The sequence below is a fragment of the Pseudomonas sp. 67(2021) genome (assembly GCF_017491835.1).
In the GTDB taxonomy this organism is placed as follows: Bacteria; Pseudomonadota; Gammaproteobacteria; order Pseudomonadales; family Pseudomonadaceae; genus Aquipseudomonas; species Aquipseudomonas atacamensis.
Genome location: NZ_JAFGYL010000007.1, coordinates 156368 through 176559, shown reverse-complemented (window position 1 = coordinate 176559; position 20192 = coordinate 156368). Strand labels below are relative to the sequence as shown.

The following is a 20192-nucleotide window of genomic DNA, read 5'->3' as shown; positions in this document are numbered from 1 at the left end:
GGCAGGATTCGGGGCGTTATCACTCTGGATCGGGCACAATGCCCGGAAACTTCATCGCAACGCTCTGGACTAACCTCCATCAGTCGCGTTGGGCTATAACCAATGACACACATTTATTTGTAGTAAGGAGCATCAGCACATGCAACTCGGGATTATTGGACTGGGCCGCATGGGCGGCAATATTGCGCGACGTCTGATGCTCAACGGGCACACCACCGTTGTTTACGACCGCAATACCGCTTTCATCGATAACCTGGTCGCCGAGGGCTCCACCGGCGTCGCCGACTTGCCAGCGCTGGTTGCCGGCCTCGACAAGCCGCGCGCGGTCTGGGTCATGCTGCCGGCGGGCGCACCGACCGAAGACACCATCAACACCCTGAGCGAACTGCTTGAGCCCGGCGATACGATCATCGACGGCGGCAACACCAACTACAAGGACGACATTCGTCGCGCCAAGACGCTGAACGAGAAGGGCCTGCACTACATCGACGTCGGCACCTCCGGCGGCGTCTGGGGCCTGGAACGCGGCTATTGCATGATGATTGGCGGCGACGCCGAGACGGTCAAACGTCTGGATCCGCTGTTCGCCGCACTGGCGCCGGGCATGGGCGACATCCCACGCACCAAGGATCGCAAGTCCGATGACCACCGTGCCGAGCACGGCTACATCCACGCCGGTCCCGCCGGTGCCGGGCACTTCGTGAAGATGATCCACAACGGCATCGAGTACGGCATGATGGCCGCGTTCGCCGAGGGCTTCGACATTCTCAAGACCAAATCCAGCGAACGCCTGCCGGAAGATCAGCGTTTTGATCTGAACGTGGCCGATATCGCTGAAGTCTGGCGTCGTGGCAGCGTGGTTTCGTCGTGGCTGCTGGACCTGACTGCCGATGCGCTGGCCAGCGATCCGAAGCTCGACGGCTTCTCCGGCTCGGTCGCCGACAGTGGCGAAGGCCAATGGACCATCGAAGCGGCCATGGAGCAAGCGGTGCCGGTACCGGTGCTGTCCAACTCGCTGTTCTCCCGTTACCGCTCGCGCGGGCAGGGTACCTTCGGTGACAAGATCCTGTCGGCACAACGCTTCGGCTTCGGCGGCCACGTGGAGATTGCCAAGAAATGACCCGTACGATCCGCAGAAAATCCAAGGCAGAACCCGCACCACCGACCACGCTGTTCCTGTTCGGTGCCCACGGCGACCTGGTCAAGCGCTTGCTCATGCCGGCGCTGTACAACCTCAGTCGCGACGGTCTGCTCGACGAGAATCTGCGGATCGTCGGCGTTGATCACAACGCCATTACCGATGAAGCCTTCGCGCAAAAGCTCGAAGACTTCATCCGTACCGAAGTGGCGGCGAAGGTCGGCAAGGGCGATCAGATGCTTGATCCGGCCTTGTGGGCCAAGCTCGCCAAGGGCATCAGCTACGTCCAGGGCGATTTCCTCGACGACAGCACTTATTCAGCCCTGGCGGCGAAAATCGCCGACAGCGGCACCGGCAATGCGGTGTTCTACCTGGCCACCGCGCCGCGTTTCTTCAGTGAAGTGGTGCGCCGTCTCGGCAGCGCCGGTTTGCTTGAAGAAACGCCCGAAGCGTTCAGAAGGGTGGTGGTCGAGAAGCCGTTCGGCTCCGATCTGCACACTGCCGAAGCCTTGAACGCTTGCCTGCTCAAGGTCATGAGCGAAAAGCAGATCTACCGGATCGACCATTACCTGGGCAAGGAAACCGTGCAGAACATCCTGGTCAGCCGGTTCTCCAACAGCCTCTTCGAAGCGTTCTGGAACAACCATTACATCGACCACGTGCAGATCACTGCGGCGGAAACCGTCGGCGTGGAAACCCGTGGCAGTTTTTACGAACACACCGGCGCACTGCGCGACATGGTGCCCAATCACCTGTTCCAGTTGCTGGCCATGGTCGCCATGGAACCGCCGGCTGCTTTCGGCGCTGACGCGGTGCGCGGCGAGAAGGCCAAAGTCGTCGGGGCGATTCGTCCCTGGTCGACGGAAGAAGCCCGGGCCAACTCGGTGCGCGGCCAGTACAGCGCTGGCGAGCGCGATGGCCAGCCGTTGAAGGGTTATCGCGAAGAAGCCAACGTGTCGCCCGACAGCACCACGGAGACCTACGTGGCGCTGAAGGTGATGATCGATAACTGGCGCTGGGTCGGCGTGCCGTTCTATCTGCGCACCGGCAAGCGCATGAGCGTGCGCGACACCGAGATCGTCATCTGCTTCAAACCGGCGCCGTACGCGCAGTTCCGCGACACCGAAGTCGACGAGTTGCAGCCGACTTACCTGCGTATCCAGATCCAGCCAAACGAAGGCATGTGGTTCGACCTGCTGGCCAAGCGCCCGGGGCCGGCGCTGAACATGGCCAATATCGAGCTGGGTTTTGCGTACAAGGATTTCTTCGAGATGCAGCCTTCCACCGGCTACGAAACCTTGATCTATGACTGCCTGACCGGCGACCAGACGCTGTTCCAGCGTGCCGACAACATCGAGAACGGTTGGCGAGCCGTGCAGCCTTTCCTTGATGCCTGGCAGCAGGACGCCAGCGTCGAGACCTACGCGGCCGGCGAAGATGGCCCGCAAGCAGCGGAAGATCTCCTGACTCGCGATGGTCGCGTCTGGCACAGCCTGGGATGAGTGATTTGTCGAAACAACCGATACGTTTTCTGCTCAGCGACATGGACGGCACGTTGTTGCTGCCCGATCACACGCTGAATCAACGCACCATCGAAGCCGTGCGCTCGTTGCGCGAGGCCGGCGTGCTGTTCAGCCTCGCCAGCGGCCGCCCGCCGAAAGCCATGTTGCAGCAGATCGAGGCGCTGGGCGTTGATCTGCCGACGGCGGCGTTCAATGGCGGCACCATCGTCAAACCGGACGGCACACTGTTGGCTGCGCATTATCTGCCAGCGACGACCGCGCTGATTGCTTTGGCGCAGTTTGCCGATCAACCGGAGGTGGAAATCTGGGTGTTCAGCGGCGGCGACTGGCTGCTCAAGGATCCACACGGGCCAATGGTCCCACGTGAACAGAGCGGCCTCGGCTATCCGCCGGTGGTGGTCGAGAGTTTCGAACCGTATCTGGAGCGCATCGACAAGATCGTTGCCACCAGCAACAACACTGAGTTGCTGATCGAGCTGGAGGCGCAGCTGTTGCCCAAGGTCAACGGCATGGCGCAAGTGTCGCGCTCGCAGCCGGTGTATCTGGACGTCACTGCGCTTGAGGCTAACAAAGGTACCGCGCTGACAACCATTGCCGAATACCTCGGCGTGCCGCTGGAGCAAACCGCTGTCATCGGCGACGGCGGCAACGACCCGGCGATGTTCAAATGCGCCGGCTTGTCGATTGCCATGGGACAGGCGGAAGATGCGGTGAAGCGTCAGGCGGATGTCGTTACAGCGTCGAACACCGAAGACGGCGTGGCTTTGGCGATCGAGCAGTACATCCTCCCGCACTGACCCGACACAAAAACCAATGTGGGAGCGAGCCTGCTCGCGAAGGCGTCGGCACATTCAACACCTTCTTTGCCTGACCTAACGCATTCGCGAGCAGGCTCGCTCCCACAGGGTTATTCAGTGTGGCTTAGAGCCAATAGCTCACCGCATACCAGCCCAACAAACCCATCACCACGGTATACGGCACCGCCATCCACACCATGCGCCCGTACGACAGACGTACCAGCGGAGCGATTGCCGAGGTCAGCAGGAACAGAAACGCTGCCTGACCATTCGGTGTCGCCACACTCGGCAGGTTGGTGCCGGTGTTGATCGCAATCGCCAAGGTTTCGAAGTGCTCGCGAGTCATGTGCCCGGCAAGAAAAGCCTGTTTCACCTCAGTGATGTAAATGGTCGCGACAAACACGTTGTCGCTGATCGCCGAGAGCAGACCATTGGCGATGAACAACATGCCCGGCTGTTGATCCATCGGCAACGCCAGAACCCATTGGATCAGCGGTGCGAACAGCTGCTGATCATGGATCACCGCCACTACGGCAAAAAACACCACCAGCAGCGCGGTAAACGGCATTGCATCCTTGAACGCGCTGCCCAGGCGATGCTCGTCGGTGATCCCGGTAAACGCGGTGATCAATACGATCACCATCAAACCGATCAGGCCGACTTCAGCCAGGTGAAACGCCAGGCAACCAATCAGAATCAGCGCCGCCGCCCCTTGCACCAGCAGCGCCGCCGTCTGACGGGGCGTGCGTTTGGCGTTGTCCTCGGCAGCGTAGTCAGCCAACACAGCGCGGACGTTGTCCGGCAGCAGCGTGCCGTATCCGAACCAGCGCAGCTTCTCCAGCAGCACGCAAGTAACCAGACCCGCCACCAGTACCGGCAGCGACACCGGGGCAACTTTCTGGAAGAACTCGCCGAAATGCCAGCCCATCTCATGGCCGATCAACAGGTTCTGCGGCTCACCGACCAAGGTGCAGACGCCACCGAGCGCCGTGCCGACCGCGCCGTGCATCAACAGGCTGCGCAGGAAAGCGCGGAATTGATTCAAGTCCTCATGGTGTCGCGACGGTAGATGCTCATCGTCACCGAATTCGCTGTCCTTGCGTGGATCATTGCCAGACGCGACCCGGTGATACACCGAGTAAAACCCGACAGCCGCACTGATGATCACCGCCGTCACGGTCAACGCATCAAGAAATGCCGAAAGAAATGCCGACAGGAAGCAGAACATCAGCGCCAGAATCGCTTTCGAGCGCACGCCCAACAGCAGCCGCGAGAAGAGAAACAGCAGCAGATCTTTCATGAAGTAGATACCGGCAACCATGAACATCAGCAGCAGGATCACCGGAAAGTTGTGCAGCAATTCATCGTAAAGCGCTTGCGGCGTGGTCATCTTCAACAGCAACGCTTCAATCAACAGCAGGCCGCCGGGCATCAACGGATAACACTTGAGCGCCATGGCCAGGGTGAAGATGAATTCGATCACCAGCAACCAGCCTGCGGCGACCGGGCCGATGGTGAACAGCACCACGGCATTGAGAATGAGAAAACCGACGATGGTCGCCTTGTACCAGCGTGGCGATTGCCCGAGGAAGTTGTGCGCGAACGCCTGGGCGATTGAACCGGACATCGGCTGCTCCTTTTATTTAGAAGCGCGAAAGTTGCCGGATGTTTCAAGGAAGATCAAGTCGCCGATAACCTCGATCCTGTTGAATGCTCTAGGGATTCAGATAACGCGCAACCATTGCCCGGTAGTTGCCATCCAGTGAATAGCCCCCCACCACGATAGCCCCGTCAGTTTGTACAGCCAGAGAATTGGCTGTATCGAGACTTCGCCCCAGTCGCGTGCGCAACCAACCGTGGCCCTGGCCGAACGCGGGATCGAGACTGCCGTCAGCTTGATAACGGGCGACCATGAAGTCGGCTTCAACCCCGCCGATGGTCGCGCCCACGGCAACGATGCGGCCATCGCTCATCAACTGGGCGGCGTTCCATTGGCATCCGCTGGGACCGATGTCCACCACCTGTGGTTGGCCATGATGACAGTGCAGGTCCGGTCGACCGTTGGCGTGCAGGACAAACGTCAGGCAGCGGATCGGATCGCGGCTGCTGCCGAAGCAGTAGAGCCTGTCGGCGGACTCGATGATCTGGCTGACCTGAGCGCTGTTGCCGTGGGCCCTGAACGCCATGAAACCGTCCACGGCAAAACGCTCGTCCAGACGCCCATCGGACTGGTAAACCGCCAGCAGCCCTTGCTGCGGAAAGTCGATGGAACCTGCGACGACAATTCGCCCATCCGCCTTCAACAGCAGGGTGCTCAGCCAGGTGTTGAGCAGCAAGTGGCGAACCATGACAAATCCGCGCCCGTTGAACGATTCGTCGAGGCTTCCATCAGAACAGAGGCGAATCAGCATCCCGGCGTGGTCGGCGAGGCTGAAATGATGGTTGGCGATCAGCAGAATGCGACCGTCTTCCTGCACCGCAAAGTCACAGGCTTCAACACCTGGCACACCCGGCGGCAGCCAGTTGTCGCGGGTGCCCATGGACAGCTCGCCGGGCAGGCGCACGATCTGGAAGCCGTCATCACCGAAAGTTCGATCTGGCCTGCCGTCGGCATCGAACAGGGCGAAGGCGGGGAGGGTGCGATGGGTGTCTTCATAATGCAGGCCGGCCAGCAGAATCTTGCCGTCAGCTAGTACCTGAACCTTGCCGGCCTTGGCTTCGAAGCCCTCGATGAAGCCGCCGATCACGCTGCCCTGAGTACCGAACGACAAATCCGCCGAACCATCACCCAGCAGCCGCGCCAGGCCAAAACGACTTCCCTTCGGCGTACCGACCTTGGCGGCGACCAGAATCCGACCCTGCGCATCGAGCGCGACATGTTGCGTCTGGCTGGACAGGCTACCGGCAAAGTACACCTGCGCAACACCGCCGATGGCGAAGGTCGAGTCGAGCGAACCGGGGTTTTTCCATACCGTGGGCAGCGCGTAAGTGTTCAGGGTCGACATGCACGCGTCTCCTTGCGAGTAGCCGATATCCCAGTGATTGGGAGGCTGACTGCACGAGCGAAACATTCAATCCCTGAACCGCGAGAAGCACAACTGGACGAATCAACAGAACGACGGTCGCACTGTGCCAGAACAGTGTCTTGTTGAACCAGTCGCAAGCGAGCCAAGCAATTTGGATGAAACAGCGCAGTAAGTACCGTGCTTATTCGACTTCGCATACAACAAAGGCGGGTGACTTTAACGTCATCCGCCTTTGTTCGATTATCAGTGTGGCATCGACCACGATTGCAACTTGTGGCCGTCTTCGCTCAGCTCGGCGCGGGCCTGTTGCAGCAGTTGTTCGAGTTGCGCCGGGTCAGAGTAGGCGCTGCTCGGGATCTGTTTGCGACCGATGTGTGAGTTGGTGCGGTCGACGACGGTCAGGCTCAGTTCGCCATTGCCGTCTTGTGGCGCCCAGGCCACGCACTGAAAAGGCTTGAACGCGTGGTTGGCAATCAAAAGTGCTTCGTTGATACGCAGCGGGGCAGTCATGGGGTCTTCTCTCTATTGGCGCCCAATCAAGTGATGTGCCGTCGGTTGGGCTTACCGTGCGGCGGGTTACTTGTACTGATGCACGCAACCGGGGGGTGGGTCACACTTGAAACAAAGAAATTTCAGGTTCTTTACATAACGTAAGTTCGTTTCGTTAATTCTGCACCCGTCCGAACACCGCGCTGAATTCACCCCTCTCCCCAGCCCTCTCCCCGAGGAGAGGGAGCCGATTTGTGGGCTTTTCAAACCCGAGTTCGGCTTGGTCTTTCAGATCGGCGTACCTCGCGCAAGCACCTCGGTCAGTTCCCTCTCCCTTGGGAGAGGGCTAGGGTGAGGGGCCGCTCTTTGACTCGCCGCAAATAGTCGATAGCTAACTAACAACCAACTTTCTTATAACTCTTTTAATAGCCAGCCTATAAGCAATCGGTACAAGCCCCCGTCAAAATCTTGCTAGTGTTACAACCGGGTCTGCCAAACGACTGTTTTTACGATCATTTATCAAATTTGGCGCCAAGGAACAGTCATGAGCGAAGCGCCTGCGTCGAGACGTTTACTGGTGGTCGATCCCTGCGACGACTGCCATCGCCTGTTGCCCGGATTGCGCGCCGTGGGTTGGGATGTCGACAGCTGTAATCTGGAGAACGCCGCATCCCGCGCCTGTGACGTCGGCCTGCTACGCTTACAGCCTTACCACCTGGAACGTCCAGAAGCGGTCAAAGAACTGATCAGCCGCAGCGGCACCGAATGGATTGCCGTGCTCAATCAGGAAGTCCTGCGCTTACAGAACGTTGGCGATTTCGTTTGTGAATGGTTCTTCGACTTCCACACCTTGCCCTTCGATGTCTCCCGCGTACAAGTCACACTCGGCCGCGCCTTCGGCATGGCGCGCCTGCGCGGGCAGGGCACGATTCATGTCGATCAGCCAGAGCACGAACTGCTCGGCGACAGCAAGCCGATCCGCGAGCTGCGCAAACTGCTGAGCAAACTGGCCCCGACCGAATCGCCCGTGCTGATTCGCGGCGAAAGTGGCACCGGCAAAGAGCTGGTCGCGCGCACCCTGCATCGACAATCCCAGCGTCACAACAAACCGTTTGTAGCGATCAACTGCGGGGCGATCCCAGAGCATTTGATCCAGTCAGAATTGTTCGGCCACGAGAAAGGCGCGTTCACCGGCGCACACCAGCGCAAGGTCGGACGCATCGAAGCGGCCAATGGCGGTACGTTGTTTCTCGACGAAATCGGCGACTTGCCGCTGGAATTGCAGGCCAACCTGTTGCGCTTTCTGCAGGAAAAGCACATCGAGCGGGTAGGCGGCAGTCAGCCGATCCCGGTGGACGTTCGCGTTCTGGCCGCAACCCACGTTGACCTGGAAGCGGCGATCGAGAAGAAGCGCTTTCGCGAAGACCTGTATTACCGGCTCAACGTACTGCAAGTGGTAACCGCGCCATTGCGCGAGCGCCATGGCGATCTGTCGATGCTGGCCAACCACTTTTCGCACTTCTACAGCCACGAAACCGGGCGCCGGCCACGCAGCTTCAGCGAAGATGCATTGATTGCCATGGGCAAGCATGACTGGCCGGGCAATGTGCGCGAGCTGGCGAATCGGGTACGGCGGGGGCTGGTGTTGGCGGAGGGGCGGCAAATCGAGGCGCGGGATTTGGGGTTGATCAGTCAGCACTCTGTCGCAACGCCGATGGGCACGCTTGAGGATTACAAGACCAGGGCGGAACGGCAGGCGTTGTGTGATGTGTTGAACCGGCATAGTGATAATTTGAGTGTGGCTGCGAAAGTGTTAGGGGTTTCGCGGCCTACTTTTTATCGGTTGTTGCATAAACATCAGATTCGTTAATTAGCTGAAGATCAAAGGATCGCAGCCTTCGGTAGCGCCTACACGGAACAATGTAGGCACTGCCAAAGGCTGCGATCTTTTGCTTTTAGAAGTAATACGGGAATTTCAGACTGAACGAAAAGTCCGGCGCATCATCCGTCATACCAATCGACAAGTTCGGCACGATCGTCAGGTTGTCGGTCGCCGCGATGGTCATGCCAACGTTGAAGTAACCGGCGTTGGCGTCACTGGATACCACCGATTCCCAATCGCCGCCGTCCTGTTTCAGCTTGCTCTTGCGTTGTACCAGGTCGGAGACCGAGAACGACATACTCATCTTCTCGTTGAGCGCGAAGGCGATACCGGCGCCAATCTGGAAGCTGTCGCCGATGCGCACTTTGCCCGGGTTTTTCTGGTTGACGGTGGAGCTGATGTCGTCGAACGATTCCTCGAGGTTGTGGGTGTAGGAGAGGCTGCCGAACAGCACCGCCGGGTCGAACGTCTTGACCAGCGAGATGCCCGGCGTGATCGACCAGACGCCGTTGCCGGTGGGCAGGGTGTCGGGGACGAACAGGTTGGAGTTGGCGTCGGTCTGGCGCAGTTTGATGCCGAACGGGTCTTTGCCGGTCGGCGCCTTGACGCGCAAGGTGACGACGGCGTCCGGGGTGTTGACCGATTCGTCGAGGAACTTGTAGGCGATACCGAAGTTGACGTCGCCGATGGTTGGATCCTTGGTGACGGTTTCTTCGGTTGTTACGCCAGCCGCGCCCTCGTTGCCGCCGCCGGATTGATACGTCGACTCGCGATAGATCACCGGCACGTTCAGGTCGAACTGCCAGCGGTTATCGAAGTTGTAGCGGCCGGTGAGGTCCAGGGTCCAGGTGTCGGCCTTGATCCGGTCGAGGTTGATGTTGCCCAGGAAGATCGAATCCAGCGCAAGGAACCCGTTCAGGATCAACTGGCGGGTGTCGTAGCGCGAATAGGTCAGGCCGGTTTCCACGCTGAACTTGCCGCCGCCAAAGAAACCGCTGGCTTCGTCATACAGGTTGGAAACGCTCTGTGCCGGTTGTGAATCATCGGCCAGTGATTGACCGTAGGATGCGCCACTGCCCCCGGCAGCGCCTCCCGATGCAGCGGCCGCACCGGTGCCTGTGGCGGCTCCGGCGACGCGATTGCCTTTCATGTCGGACGGCGATTTGGCCAGCCGTTTTGGCGGTGGGGCGGCGGGTGTTTCTTCTACCTGGCGGACCCGTTGTTCAAGTACCGCCAGCGCTTGTTGTTGTTGTTCGTATCGTTGTCTCAGTTCCAGAAGTTCCCGTTTCAGGGCTTCTACATCGGCGTCGGGTGCTGCTTGCAGCATTGCCGCCGGGAGAAGGGTACTCAAACACACTGCAGCACGCAGTGATACTGATCGATACATGAATAAGCCGTCCCTTTAAGCCCAATGATCGAGACTCAGCGTAGTTCAATATCCGATATTGCGTAGGGCCCCGAGTTGGGTCAGGTTGCAATCCAGTGCACCGGCGCTTCTGCCGTTATTGTTAAGTACGACGTTGAGTTGCGTAAGGTTGTTGACCACGTTGGCGCTGCCCAGCAAACGGGTGTTCTGCAGCAGCCCGCCCTGGGCGACCTGTTGCAGCGCCGTGCCTTGGTTGCCGCTGGCCTGAATGGCCATTTGCACGCCACCGCCATTGGCCGAAACCGCGACACTGCCGGCGCCGTTGCTGCCGCTGATGGTCTGCCCGGCGATGAGCGCCTGGCCCTGCGACGGCACCAGTGCCGGGGCCTGACTGGCTTCGCTGACGTTGATCGCGACGTTGTTGTTGGCGGTGTTGCCATCGCCGGCGGCGCGTACGCTTTGCGTTACACCCTGGCTGCTATTGAGGCCGGCGCCGCCGATGACAGAGCCGGTGCCGAGGGTAGGGGTGCTGCCATTGCCCGACTCCTTGATGGTCGAGACGTAGAATTCCGGTTTGACGGTTGCAGCCTGGATCTGCATCGAGGTCGCGGCCCCGATCAAGTCGCCGCTGGCGTTGCGCCAAGTGCTGCTCATGACAATGCCGAAGCTGATGATCCGCCCCGGCATGACGTAACGACCGCGCAGCTCGGCGAGCTCCTGGTCCTTGATTTCGATGGGTTTGAATCCGGCATGGGCTAAACCTGACGCACTCGCTGCCAGGCAGGCGGCGGCCAGCCAGTATGAGCTTTTCATCTGCTGCTCCCGGGACATCCAGTCCCATTCTCTAACTCGGCGATTAAAAGAAGTCGCTCTGAATGAACCCAAAATCCATCAATTCCGCATCTTTGACCGGGTTGAAACTGTCCAGCGAGTTCTTCGCCGTCAGCGGCACGGGAGGGCTGCGCAAGGCGTTGGCCTTGTCGTAACCGGGGCCGACGATGGCAAAGACAATGCCGTTCCAACCTTTGACAAAGTCGTCGTGCTTGTAGCGCTTGTGGCCAAGAACCGGGTCACCGATGTAAACCCAATCTTTGTCCGAACGCTGCAGGACGACGAAGTGCTTGTAGCCACGAATGTCCATCAGAACCACCACCGGAATGGTCACCGCTTCGAGTTTCTCGGGCGGGATCCGGTAGCCACGGGCACGCATGCCGATGCTCTCTACGTAGCGCTTCATGTCGAGCATGGAGAAACCCTGGGTTCGCACCAGGTCCTGGTCAGCGTTGACCAGCATGCCTTTGATGATGTGCTCCTCATCGACGTCGAGCCAATAGGCCTGGCGCAGAACCGTTGCCAGTGCAGCAGCGCCGCAGCTGAAATCGGTTTTCTGTTCGACGATGTCGGCAAACTTGCGCTCACGAATGCTTTGCACGTCCTTGTAGACCAGCACGCCACCCGGCAGGGCAGCGATCGGCATCTGGGCTGCCTGAGTCAGGCCGCACAGACAAAGCAGAGCGAGGAGGGCAGGAGTCCGCATGATCGAATACGCCTTGTGGAACCTGGGAAAAAAGCCCCGTTGCCGGGGCTTTCGTTTCGATCGCGCTTACATGCAGGCTTTGCAACCTGCGGCGATGGACAGCGAGTTGCTTTGTTGGTTGCCCACACCCGCCGAGACGTTGGCTCCGCCGTTGCCGGAGAAGTTGTTCATCGAGTTGGTCATGTTGGCGTTGTTGACGACGGGAGTTTTCCAGCCATCTTTGGTCAACACTTGTTGGGTGGTGACGCCAGCGAGGCCAAAAGTACCCACGGCTTCGAACTTGGCTTTCTGATCATCGTTGCCGCCATGGCCGCCGCCACGGTTGCCCCAACCGCCGTGGTTGTCGTCTTCGATGGTCGCAGTGCCTTTGGCTTTGAATACGCCAGCGGCTGCATAAGTACCGGTGAGGGTGTCGGTTTTGTAAGCCTGCACGCCTTTGTTTTCCACGACCAGGCCAGTCGAGGACTGGTTGGCAGAGGCAGCAGCGGTGGCTACACGGCCACCGGAAACGGCGATGGCGAGGTTGTTTTTCTGTTGGTTGAAGTTGCCCGAGCTCACGTTGATGCCGATGTTGCCGGAACCATTGTTGCCTGCATTGTTGAGCGTGGCGTTGTTGAAGGTGGACGAGTTTTTCACGTAGTTGTTGTTGTTCACCTGAGTCGCGCTCGAGGCGGCAACAGCATTGCCGAAGATGAAGCTTTCGTCAGCGGTGGCCAGTGCAGCAGCGTTGTCCTGCTGGTTGCCGTCGCCGGCGGCGACGTTGGCGCCCATGTTGCCGTTGGAGCCGTTGAGCGAGTCGCTGGCATTGGCGTTGTTCAGGGTGCCCTGGTTTTTCACCACGTTGCCGTCGCTGTTTTGTGCGTCGAGTACAGCGGCGCCGGCGCCAGCGGTGATCTGCAGCAGTTGTTCAAGATTCGGACCTTGCGGCTGGCCGTGACCGTTGCCGTGTCCATTGCCATGCCCGTTACCATGATCATTGTCACCACGGCCGCCAGCCTGTGCTGCCATTGCCATCACTGCTGCGAGTGCGAAAACCAGTGGTTTGAGAGCCATTGTAGGTTTCATGGTTGTTTCTCCGTCGTGCTTATTAGTTGGTTAAGTGTTGGGACTTTTCTAATTGCACTGCTTTTTGTTTGGGTCAGTCTGCGACCCGGATGCTCAGGGTGTTAGCCATTCGGTTCCCCACCCCGGCACTCTGGTTCACCTGGATTACCCCGCGGCTGCCGGTGAAGGCCTGATCACTGGTCGTGACCTGGCGACTGCCGATTGAGGTACCAGTTGCTCCTGAGCTCGGTAAAAACGCCACGTTCTGTTGTGAAAGGGCGCTGTCGTCAACGCTCTGCGGGCCGGCACTGATGCTGACGCGCGTGACGTTGGCCATTTGATTGTTGGCACCGGCGCCCTGGTTCACACCGAGGATGCCGTTGCCATTGCTGAAAGAGTTGCCGCCGATATTGGCGCTCGCGTCGATGGCGCGGCTGGCGGGCGTATCGATGGTTTGCCTGACGTTGGTGGTGGCATGGGCTTCGGTGCCGATGGCAATCGCCTTGGTGTTGGCTTGTTGCATCTGGTCACCGGCGGCCTGGTTGACGTTGAAGTTGCCGCGATACTGAGCACCGGAATCCTGAATATTGGCCTTGTTGACTGAAGCCGAATCGGCCATGGCGCTGGTGCAGCCGAGCAGGGCGAGAAGCAGCAGGGTGCGATTCATGTCATTGGCCTCCGGCCATGCGAGTCAGAGGCGCCAGCCCGGTGCTCATCGCCCGGTTGACCGTGTTGGAGATCGACGCCCCGGAGCCGCCGCCACTACCCGTGCGCATACCGGGCAGGCCGTTCTGGTTGGTCAGGGTGTTCATGCCGGGCAGGTTGGAACTGGGCGTGGTCATGTTGCCGCGAATCGATGAGCCGCTGGCGACACTGGCGAAATCACCGTCAGTGAGTTCGGTACTGCTGAGGGTCTGGTTGATCCGCGCCGAAGGGTTGGCGTTGACCGTGGTTGGATAGGGATCTTTGCCGCCGTTGCGGCCGATCGGGATTGGCTGAACGTCGCGGTTGAGGACGATCACTCCATTGCCTTCGGCCTGGGCGCTGACACTGATCAATGCACTGGCGGCTGATCCGATCAGCAGGAGGCAGGTCAGGCTTTTATTGAAATTCCCCACGGCTGCAATTCCTTCTTCAGTGGGCTGGGTTATTCAGCGTTGTGAAGGAGAGAGCGAAAGCTGTGCCGGTTTTGAATTGTCGCTTTATTTCAATGGGTTAGGTGTTAGCCGGGAATGCTCAAAGCGGGTACTGTTTCAGCGCTGAGACACATGCAGGGGCGCTTGAACGATGCTTGACGTTGGAAAGCTCTGGAACAAGGGTTTGCGCCGATGTGTTTCATCGGCGTAACAGGTGACGTGACGGAGTGATGAACAGCGTTTGGACGGGGGCTTTGCGCGGTGAGGAGTGTTTCAAAAACGGACAGATCAGCCCGATGCCCGGCGTGGTGGGTTATTCGGACAGCAAAAGCTCCACCGCTGCAAAGGCTTGCGCTTGGCGTTCGGCCCAATTGCCCTCGATAACTTGCAATGACTGTTGATGCTCAATCAACCAGGCGCGCGTGGCTTCGAAAAATGCCATGCGATCCGCAAGATCCGGTTGGCAGCGTTGACCGTCTTCGGCCCAGTCGACCTGTTGCGGCGATAGCAGCAGGTGCAGGTCGTAATGGCGCGTGAGCAATTCGCTTTGCAGCCAGTCCGGATAATCGCCGAACAGGGTCTGGCTCCAGAGGATGTTGCTGAGCAGGTGGGTGTCGAGAATCAGCAGTTCGGGTTGTTTCGCCCGTGCCTGATCTTCCCATTGCAACTGGCCCCGGGCGATATCAGGGATATCCGCGAGGCAAGTGTCGCGTGGGTTGTCTTCGATGAACCGACGAACATATTCATCAACGCGCACGCCGCCGAAACGCTGCTCCAGACCTGCCGCCAGCCAGCTCTTGCCGGTGGATTCCGGGCCGGTGAGAACAACGACTTTCATGTGCGCAACGCCGGATCGGCACGCCATTCCCGCCAGCCTTGCACCGCGAGCAAGGTAAACAGCGCGTACAGGGCGGCAGTCAGATAGAGGCCTTTATAGATGAACAGGCCGACAAAGATCACATCGAGGACGAACCACAACGCCCAGCATTGCAGGCGTTTCTGCGCCATCCACAGTTGCGCGACCAGACTGAAACCGGTGAGCGCGGCATCGAGCCACGGCTGTGCGGCGTCGGTCCAGTGCGCCATCGCCGCGCCCAGCGACAGGCTGCCGATCGCTCCAATGCCAAGGCCGAGCAGAATCGAGCGTGCATCGAGGCGGGTAACTTGGCGACCGTCATGCATCGTCCCGGCGCGGGTCCATTGCCACCAGCCGTAGATCTGCAGTGCGGCGTAGATCACTTGCAGCAACATGTCCGAATACAGCTTCACCTCAAAGAAGATCCAGCTGTAGAGCAACACCATGACCAGCCCGATCGGCCAGCACCACGGATTCTGCTTGACCGTCAGCCACACGGCGATGACACCGAGGGCAGCGGCAAACAGTTCAAGCCCGGACATGGCGGATCCTTGGGGGAGTTGAGAAGGGGGCGGATTGTACTGCATTCGCCCAGACACAGAAGTACCCTGTGGGAGCGAGCCTGCTCGCGAAAGGGCCTGTCCAGTCGACATCTTCTTCCAATGACTGGCCCGACGCCTTCGCGAGCAGGCTCGCTCCCACAGGTTATGGTTCAGACCCGGAACTGACGCAGCAACCCGTTGAGCTGTTCGCTCAGTTGCCCAAGCCGCAGGCTGGCTGCACTCGACTGTTCAGCCGCCAACGCGGTGCTATGGGAAAGCCCGGCCGCCTGGGTCACGTTCTGGTTGATGTCCTCAACCACCTGCGCCTGTTGCAAGGTAGCGCTGGCAATCGACGCATTCAGGCCATTGAGATTACGCAACGCCTGGCCAATTGCATTAAGGCTCGCCCCGGCCAGTCCCGCCTGTTCGATGGTCAGTTGCGAGGCCTTGCTGCTGTCACCTATGACCTTCACAGCCGCCTCCGAATGATTCTGCAAACGCTCGATCATCGACTGAATCTCCGCCGTCGATTTCTGCGTACGCTGGGCCAGCAAGCGCACCTCATCGGCCACCACGGCAAACCCGCGACCCTGTTCACCCGCGCGCGCCGCTTCAATCGCCGCGTTCAAGGCCAGCAGGTTGGTCTGCTCGGCAATCGAGCGAATCACTTCCAGCACACTGCCAATCTGCGTGCTCTCCGCCGCCAGGGTGCGGATCACTTCCACCGCCTGATCGATCGTGCCGGAGAGCTTGTCGATCTGTTGCAGGCTACCGTCAATGTTGATCTGGCCCTGTTGCGCCTGCGCTTCGGCATCACGCATTTCGGCGGCGGCGTGTTCGGCGTTTTTCGCCACGTCCTGCACGCCGTAGGTGACTTCGTTGATCGCGGTGGCCACCAGTTCCATCTGCTGCGATTGCTGCTGGCTGCGCTGCTGCGCCTGCGAGGCATCGTTGCCCAGCTCGCTGGAAGACTGCCCCAGAGCGCTGGCCGACACCTGCAAGTCACCAATCACTCGGCGCAACTTGGCGGTGAAGGCATTGAAGTGATGGGCCAGTTCAGTGACCTCGTCCTTGCCGTGGGTATCAAGGCTGCGGGTCAGGTCGCTTTCGCCGCTGGCGATGTTGGCCATCGCATTCACGGTTTCCTGCAACGGACGGACAATGCTGCGTGCGATCAGGATCACCAGCAGCGCCATGATCAGCGCAATCGCCAGGCCGATCGCCGACGCCTTGATCATTTGTCCTTGGAATTCTGCCTGCACATCGTCGACGTAAACGCCGGAACCAATCACCCAGCCCCACGGCTCAAACAGCTTCACATACGAGGTCTTGGCAACGGGATCAGTCGCCCCCGGTTTCGGCCAGCGATAATTGACCATGCCCGCGCCTTTGGCCTTGGCGATGGCGACCATCTCGTTGAACACCGCAAAGCCGTCCGGGTCGCGGATCGCCGAAAGATTCTGGCCTTCGAGCTTGGGATTGGTCGGGTGCATGACCATCACGGGCGTGAGGTCGTTGATCCAGAAGTAGTCGCTCTGGTCATAGCGCAGGCCACGGATCGCGGTCAGCGCCTGTTTTTGCGCCGCGTCCCTGGTCAGGGTGCCGGCGGTTTCCAGGCCGTGGTAATAAGTCAGCAGGCCACTGGCGGTCTGCACCACGTGCTGGGTTTTCTGCGCCTTGGCGTGGTAGAGGTCGTCGTGGATCTGCTTGAGCATCAGCACGCCCAAGGTCAGCAACATGATCACCGCCACGATCAAGATGAGCCACAAGCGTCGGCTGATCGACACACTGCGCAAGCTGTTCATAACGCTGTCACTCCGGATTCTTGTTCTTGTAATAAACGATCGCCAGCATCCAGCCACAGCTGAGTGCCCGGGACTACCATCCAACGCGCAGAGCGCTTTTGAGGCTTGTCTGTTAGGATTTCGGCCCCGCGCGCGAAAACCTGAATCCGGTTTTGATATTTCACGGAATTTTTACCGTTTCGTGTGGATCCTGTGCGCGCGCAATCGCTACAGCTTTTACCGGCTACGCTGGACGCAGTGAACGAAAAAATACTATCGGGGCATGCCCGCGCGCATCGCTCTCTGGGGGATTGATGGATCTTTGGACCGCCTTGCAGGCACTGATTCTAGGAGTTGTAGAAGGGCTGACGGAGTTTTTGCCCATTTCGAGTACCGGACACCAGATCATCGTCGCCGACTTGCTGAACTTCGGCGGCGAACGGGCCATGGCGTTCAACATCATCATCCAGCTCGGCGCGATTCTCGCGGTGGTCTGGGAATTTCGCCGCAAGATCCTCGACGTGGTGATCGGCCTGCCGACCCAGCCGAGCGCCCGGCGTTTCACCGCCAACCTGCTGATCGCCTTTTTGCCCGCCGTGGTGCTGGGGGTGATCTTTGCCGACCTGATTCACGAATACCTGTTCAACCCGATCACCGTGGCGGCGGCGCTGGTCATCGGCGGGATCATCATGCTGTGGGCCGAACAGCGCCAGCATGAAGTGCATGCCGAAACCGTCGACGAAATCCGCTGGACCGACGCCTTGAAAATCGGCTTCGCGCAGTGCCTGGCGATGATTCCAGGCACCTCGCGTTCCGGCTCGACGATCATTGGCGGCTTGCTGTTCGGTCTGTCACGCAAGACCGCCACCGAGTTCTCGTTCTTCCTCGCCATGCCAACCATGGTCGGTGCGGCAGTGTATTCGGGGTACAAATACCGCGACCTGTTCGTGCCGGCGGATTTCCCGGTGTTCGCCATTGGTTTTGTCACGGCGTTCATCTTCGCCATGATCGCTGTGCGCGGCCTGCTCAAGTTCATTGGCAGCCACAGCTACGCAGCCTTTGCCTGGTACCGGATTGCGTTCGGCCTGTTCATTCTGGCGACCTGGCAGTTCGGCTGGGTGGACTGGTCGGCGGCCAAGGCATGAACGATTCCCGCACGCGCCGCCCTGAGGGACGACCTTCAGGCGGGCGCGTTCAGCATCTGAAATTGAAGCTTGCGGTGTTGCTGATCGTCTGCGCGCTGCCGCTGTTCGGCTCGCTGTCGATGTGGCTCAGCGGCATCTCGCGGGTGCCGCTGGCGGCGTACGGGATTGTCAGTGTGCTGGCGTTCTTTCTGTACTGGGCCGACAAACGCAAGGCCCGCGCCGATGCCTGGCGCACTCCGGAAAACATCCTGCATGCGATAGAACTGGCGGGCGGCTGGCCGGGAGCTTTGCTCGCTCAGCAGGTGTTTCGGCACAAGACGCGCAAGGTCTCATTTCAGATTCTGTTCTGGGTGATCGTGTTGTTGCATCAGGTGTTCTGGATTGACCAGATTTTTCTCGGTTCCAACCTGTTGTCTTTGATCTAAAGAACACACTTCCCCCTGTAGGAGCTGCCGAAGGCTGCGATCTTTTGGGACGCAGAGCGTCCCCGGCTGCATTCCCGCGCAGAGCGTGGGAACGATCAACGCACAATCAAAAGATCGCAGCCTTCGGCAGCTCCTACACGGGACCGGGTTTACAGCAACAGGCCGATTTGGGTTTTCTTAGGCAACTTGCTCACCACCAGTTGATGTGATCGCTGCAACAAACCCTGCAATTCCTCGGCACCCAGCGGGTAGGGCGGGTGCATGATGATCCACTGCGCCCGTGCCAGATACGGCGCCGGATGAATCCCCGGGCGGTCGCAATGGCCGAGAAACAGGTCCTTTTCGACCTTGAACGCCAGCGAATCACCACGTAATCCTTGCAAGGCAAACATCTTGTTGCCGGCAATCGAGAACACCCGTACGCCGCCCCATTTATAATCTTCCCGGGCGCCGGGCAGGGCCAGACAAAACTCGGCGACCTCGGCTTCGCTCATTCTTCCCTGTTTCATAGAAATCTATCCCCGCAGGCATTGAACGATTCGACCAAGTGATCGATCCATGCGCGCACCGCTGGCATTACCCCGCGCCGGTGCGGATACACCGCTTGCAACCAGCCGCCGGGCAATGACCATTCCGGTAGCACTTGCACCAGCGTGCCGTTACGCAATTCGGTTTCGCAGAACATCATCGGCAGCACGGTAAAGCCCTGACCGGCCAGGACGCAGGCCTTGCGCACCACGAAGTCATCAATGCCCAGCCGCGCTTCCATGCTCAGATCGACGCTCTTACCTTGTTGATCCAGCAGGCGCACATGCACCATGCGATCGGCTTCCAGCGCGCCGAGCACCGGCAGGGTTTTCAGGTCCTGCGGATGATTGATGGTCTTGCCTTGCATGAACGCCGGGCTGGCGATCACCACCGCTTGGGCCTGACGCAAGCGCCGCGTGACCAGCAACGGATCTTCATCGCCGTGATCGCGCACGCGCAAAGCGACATCGATGCCTTCTGTGACCAGATCCACTCGGCGATTGAGCAGCACGACCTCCAGCTGCACCTGCGGAAACTTGCCGAGAAAGTCGCTGATCACCGTTGGCAGCATTTCATGGGCAAGCCCGGTCGGGCACGACACCCGCAAGCGCCCGCGCGGTTCGCTGGACATGCTCGCCACCGCTTCGTCAGCCATTTCCGCTTCCAGCAACATCGCCTGACAGTGGCGCAAATAGCGTTCGCCAACGGCGGTGAGATTGAGTTGGCGAGTGGTGCGTTGTAGCAGACGCGCGCCGAGTCGGTCTTCCAGTTCGGCAATTCTTCTCGAAAGCCGTGACTTGGGAATACCGAGCAAGCGCCCGGCGGCGGCAAATCCGCCGGCTTCAACCACTTTGGCGAAATAGTAGAGATCGTTGAGGTCCTGCATGCGCGTTTCCAGTCGTTCTATCAATGGGACGAACTATCGCATTGTCGGCGACTAATCAGCCATTGGTTTGTTGCGTAGGATTGTCCCC

20 protein-coding genes are annotated in these 20192 nt (G+C 59.6%); 6 read left to right on the top strand and 14 right to left on the bottom strand.

Annotated features, from left to right (window positions below):
• The first annotated feature begins 139 nt into the window (after window positions 1-139).
• Genes gnd through J5M66_RS12060 form a run of 3 tightly spaced genes read left to right on the top strand, consistent with a single transcriptional unit; the run spans window position 140 to window position 3458 of the window.
• The gene (gene gnd, locus J5M66_RS12070) at window positions 140-1120 is read left to right on the top strand and encodes a phosphogluconate dehydrogenase (NAD(+)-dependent, decarboxylating) (protein WP_016774672.1); all 981 of its coding nucleotides are present in this window, start codon (window positions 140-142) and stop codon (window positions 1118-1120) included.
• Window positions 1117-2640 (top strand): glucose-6-phosphate dehydrogenase, encoded by a 1524-nt coding sequence (gene zwf, locus J5M66_RS12065; RefSeq protein ID WP_207809111.1) that lies wholly within the window; start codon window positions 1117-1119, stop codon window positions 2638-2640. Before gnd ends, zwf begins: the two co-directional genes overlap by 4 nt.
• Complete coding sequence (locus J5M66_RS12060; RefSeq protein WP_207809109.1) at window positions 2637-3458, top strand: HAD family hydrolase; 822 nt, start codon at window positions 2637-2639, stop codon at window positions 3456-3458. The genes zwf and J5M66_RS12060 overlap by 4 nt, the downstream gene beginning before the upstream one ends.
• Before the next feature lie 124 nt (window positions 3459-3582).
• On the opposite strand, the gene nhaB is transcribed toward J5M66_RS12060, so the two are convergent.
• The 3 genes from nhaB to J5M66_RS12045 all read right to left on the bottom strand — a co-directional run bounded on the left by nhaB (window position 3583) and on the right by J5M66_RS12045 (window position 6994).
• Complete coding sequence (gene nhaB / locus J5M66_RS12055) at window positions 3583-5085, bottom strand: sodium/proton antiporter NhaB (protein WP_024012907.1); 1503 nt, start codon at window positions 5083-5085, stop codon at window positions 3583-3585.
• A gap of 88 nt (window positions 5086-5173) precedes the next feature.
• Entirely contained in the window at window positions 5174-6463 is a 1290-nt protein-coding gene (locus J5M66_RS12050) for a hypothetical protein (protein ID WP_207809107.1), read from the bottom strand.
• A gap of 264 nt (window positions 6464-6727) precedes the next feature.
• Window positions 6728-6994, bottom strand: coding sequence for a hypothetical protein (locus J5M66_RS12045; RefSeq protein WP_016774677.1), 267 nt, complete (start codon window positions 6992-6994; stop codon window positions 6728-6730).
• A gap of 523 nt (window positions 6995-7517) precedes the next feature.
• Between J5M66_RS12045 and J5M66_RS12040 the strand changes: the two genes are divergently transcribed.
• Window positions 7518-8843, top strand: coding sequence for a sigma-54 dependent transcriptional regulator (locus J5M66_RS12040; RefSeq protein WP_122704350.1), 1326 nt, complete (start codon window positions 7518-7520; stop codon window positions 8841-8843).
• A gap of 85 nt (window positions 8844-8928) precedes the next feature.
• On the opposite strand, the gene J5M66_RS12035 is transcribed toward J5M66_RS12040, so the two are convergent.
• The 9 genes from J5M66_RS12035 to J5M66_RS11995 form a co-directional block, all read right to left on the bottom strand.
• Window positions 8929-10242, bottom strand: coding sequence for a hypothetical protein (locus tag J5M66_RS12035; RefSeq protein ID WP_125916227.1), 1314 nt, complete (start codon window positions 10240-10242; stop codon window positions 8929-8931).
• Window positions 10243-10287: 45 nt separating this feature from the next.
• Entirely contained in the window at window positions 10288-11034 is a 747-nt protein-coding gene (locus J5M66_RS12030; RefSeq protein ID WP_123442519.1) for a hypothetical protein, read from the bottom strand.
• A gap of 43 nt (window positions 11035-11077) precedes the next feature.
• Entirely contained in the window at window positions 11078-11758 is a 681-nt protein-coding gene (locus J5M66_RS12025; RefSeq protein ID WP_073474518.1) for a C39 family peptidase, read from the bottom strand.
• A 66-nt stretch (window positions 11759-11824) separates the two neighbouring features.
• The gene (locus J5M66_RS12020) at window positions 11825-12823 is read right to left on the bottom strand and encodes a heme utilization protein (RefSeq protein ID WP_206420305.1); all 999 of its coding nucleotides are present in this window, start codon (window positions 12821-12823) and stop codon (window positions 11825-11827) included.
• A 73-nt stretch (window positions 12824-12896) separates the two neighbouring features.
• Complete coding sequence (locus J5M66_RS12015) at window positions 12897-13469, bottom strand: adhesin (RefSeq protein WP_122601745.1); 573 nt, start codon at window positions 13467-13469, stop codon at window positions 12897-12899.
• Between the two features lies 1 nt (window position 13470).
• Window positions 13471-13920 carry a hypothetical protein gene (locus J5M66_RS12010; RefSeq protein ID WP_024012918.1) on the bottom strand — a complete coding sequence of 150 codons (450 nt, stop codon included), beginning with the start codon at window positions 13918-13920 and terminating at the stop codon, window positions 13471-13473.
• A gap of 331 nt (window positions 13921-14251) precedes the next feature.
• Window positions 14252-14776: an AAA family ATPase gene (locus tag J5M66_RS12005; RefSeq protein ID WP_123442517.1), complete on the bottom strand. Its 525-nt coding sequence runs from the start codon at window positions 14774-14776 to the stop codon at window positions 14252-14254.
• Window positions 14773-15336, bottom strand: a complete 564-nt coding sequence (gene pnuC / locus J5M66_RS12000) for a nicotinamide riboside transporter PnuC (RefSeq protein ID WP_123442516.1) — start codon at window positions 15334-15336, stop codon at window positions 14773-14775. The genes J5M66_RS12005 and pnuC overlap by 4 nt, the downstream gene beginning before the upstream one ends.
• A gap of 170 nt (window positions 15337-15506) precedes the next feature.
• Window positions 15507-17141: a methyl-accepting chemotaxis protein gene (locus tag J5M66_RS11995; protein WP_123442515.1), complete on the bottom strand. Its 1635-nt coding sequence runs from the start codon at window positions 17139-17141 to the stop codon at window positions 15507-15509.
• Window positions 17142-17434: 293 nt separating this feature from the next.
• Between J5M66_RS11995 and J5M66_RS11990 the strand changes: the two genes are divergently transcribed.
• Together J5M66_RS11990 and J5M66_RS11985 are read left to right on the top strand one after the other, a co-directional pair.
• A complete protein-coding gene (locus tag J5M66_RS11990; RefSeq protein ID WP_016774688.1) occupies window positions 17435-18265 on the top strand; it encodes an undecaprenyl-diphosphate phosphatase in 831 nt (276 codons plus the stop codon).
• Window positions 18262-18690: a DUF1294 domain-containing protein gene (locus J5M66_RS11985; protein WP_123442514.1), complete on the top strand. Its 429-nt coding sequence runs from the start codon at window positions 18262-18264 to the stop codon at window positions 18688-18690. Before J5M66_RS11990 ends, J5M66_RS11985 begins: the two co-directional genes overlap by 4 nt.
• Before the next feature lie 149 nt (window positions 18691-18839).
• On the opposite strand, the gene J5M66_RS11980 is transcribed toward J5M66_RS11985, so the two are convergent.
• Window positions 18840-19199: an MmcQ/YjbR family DNA-binding protein gene (locus J5M66_RS11980; RefSeq protein ID WP_207809104.1), complete on the bottom strand. Its 360-nt coding sequence runs from the start codon at window positions 19197-19199 to the stop codon at window positions 18840-18842.
• Window positions 19196-20104: a LysR substrate-binding domain-containing protein gene (locus J5M66_RS11975; protein ID WP_125916232.1), complete on the bottom strand. Its 909-nt coding sequence runs from the start codon at window positions 20102-20104 to the stop codon at window positions 19196-19198. Before J5M66_RS11975 ends, J5M66_RS11980 begins: the two co-directional genes overlap by 4 nt.
• Window positions 20105-20192 lie beyond the last annotated feature (88 nt).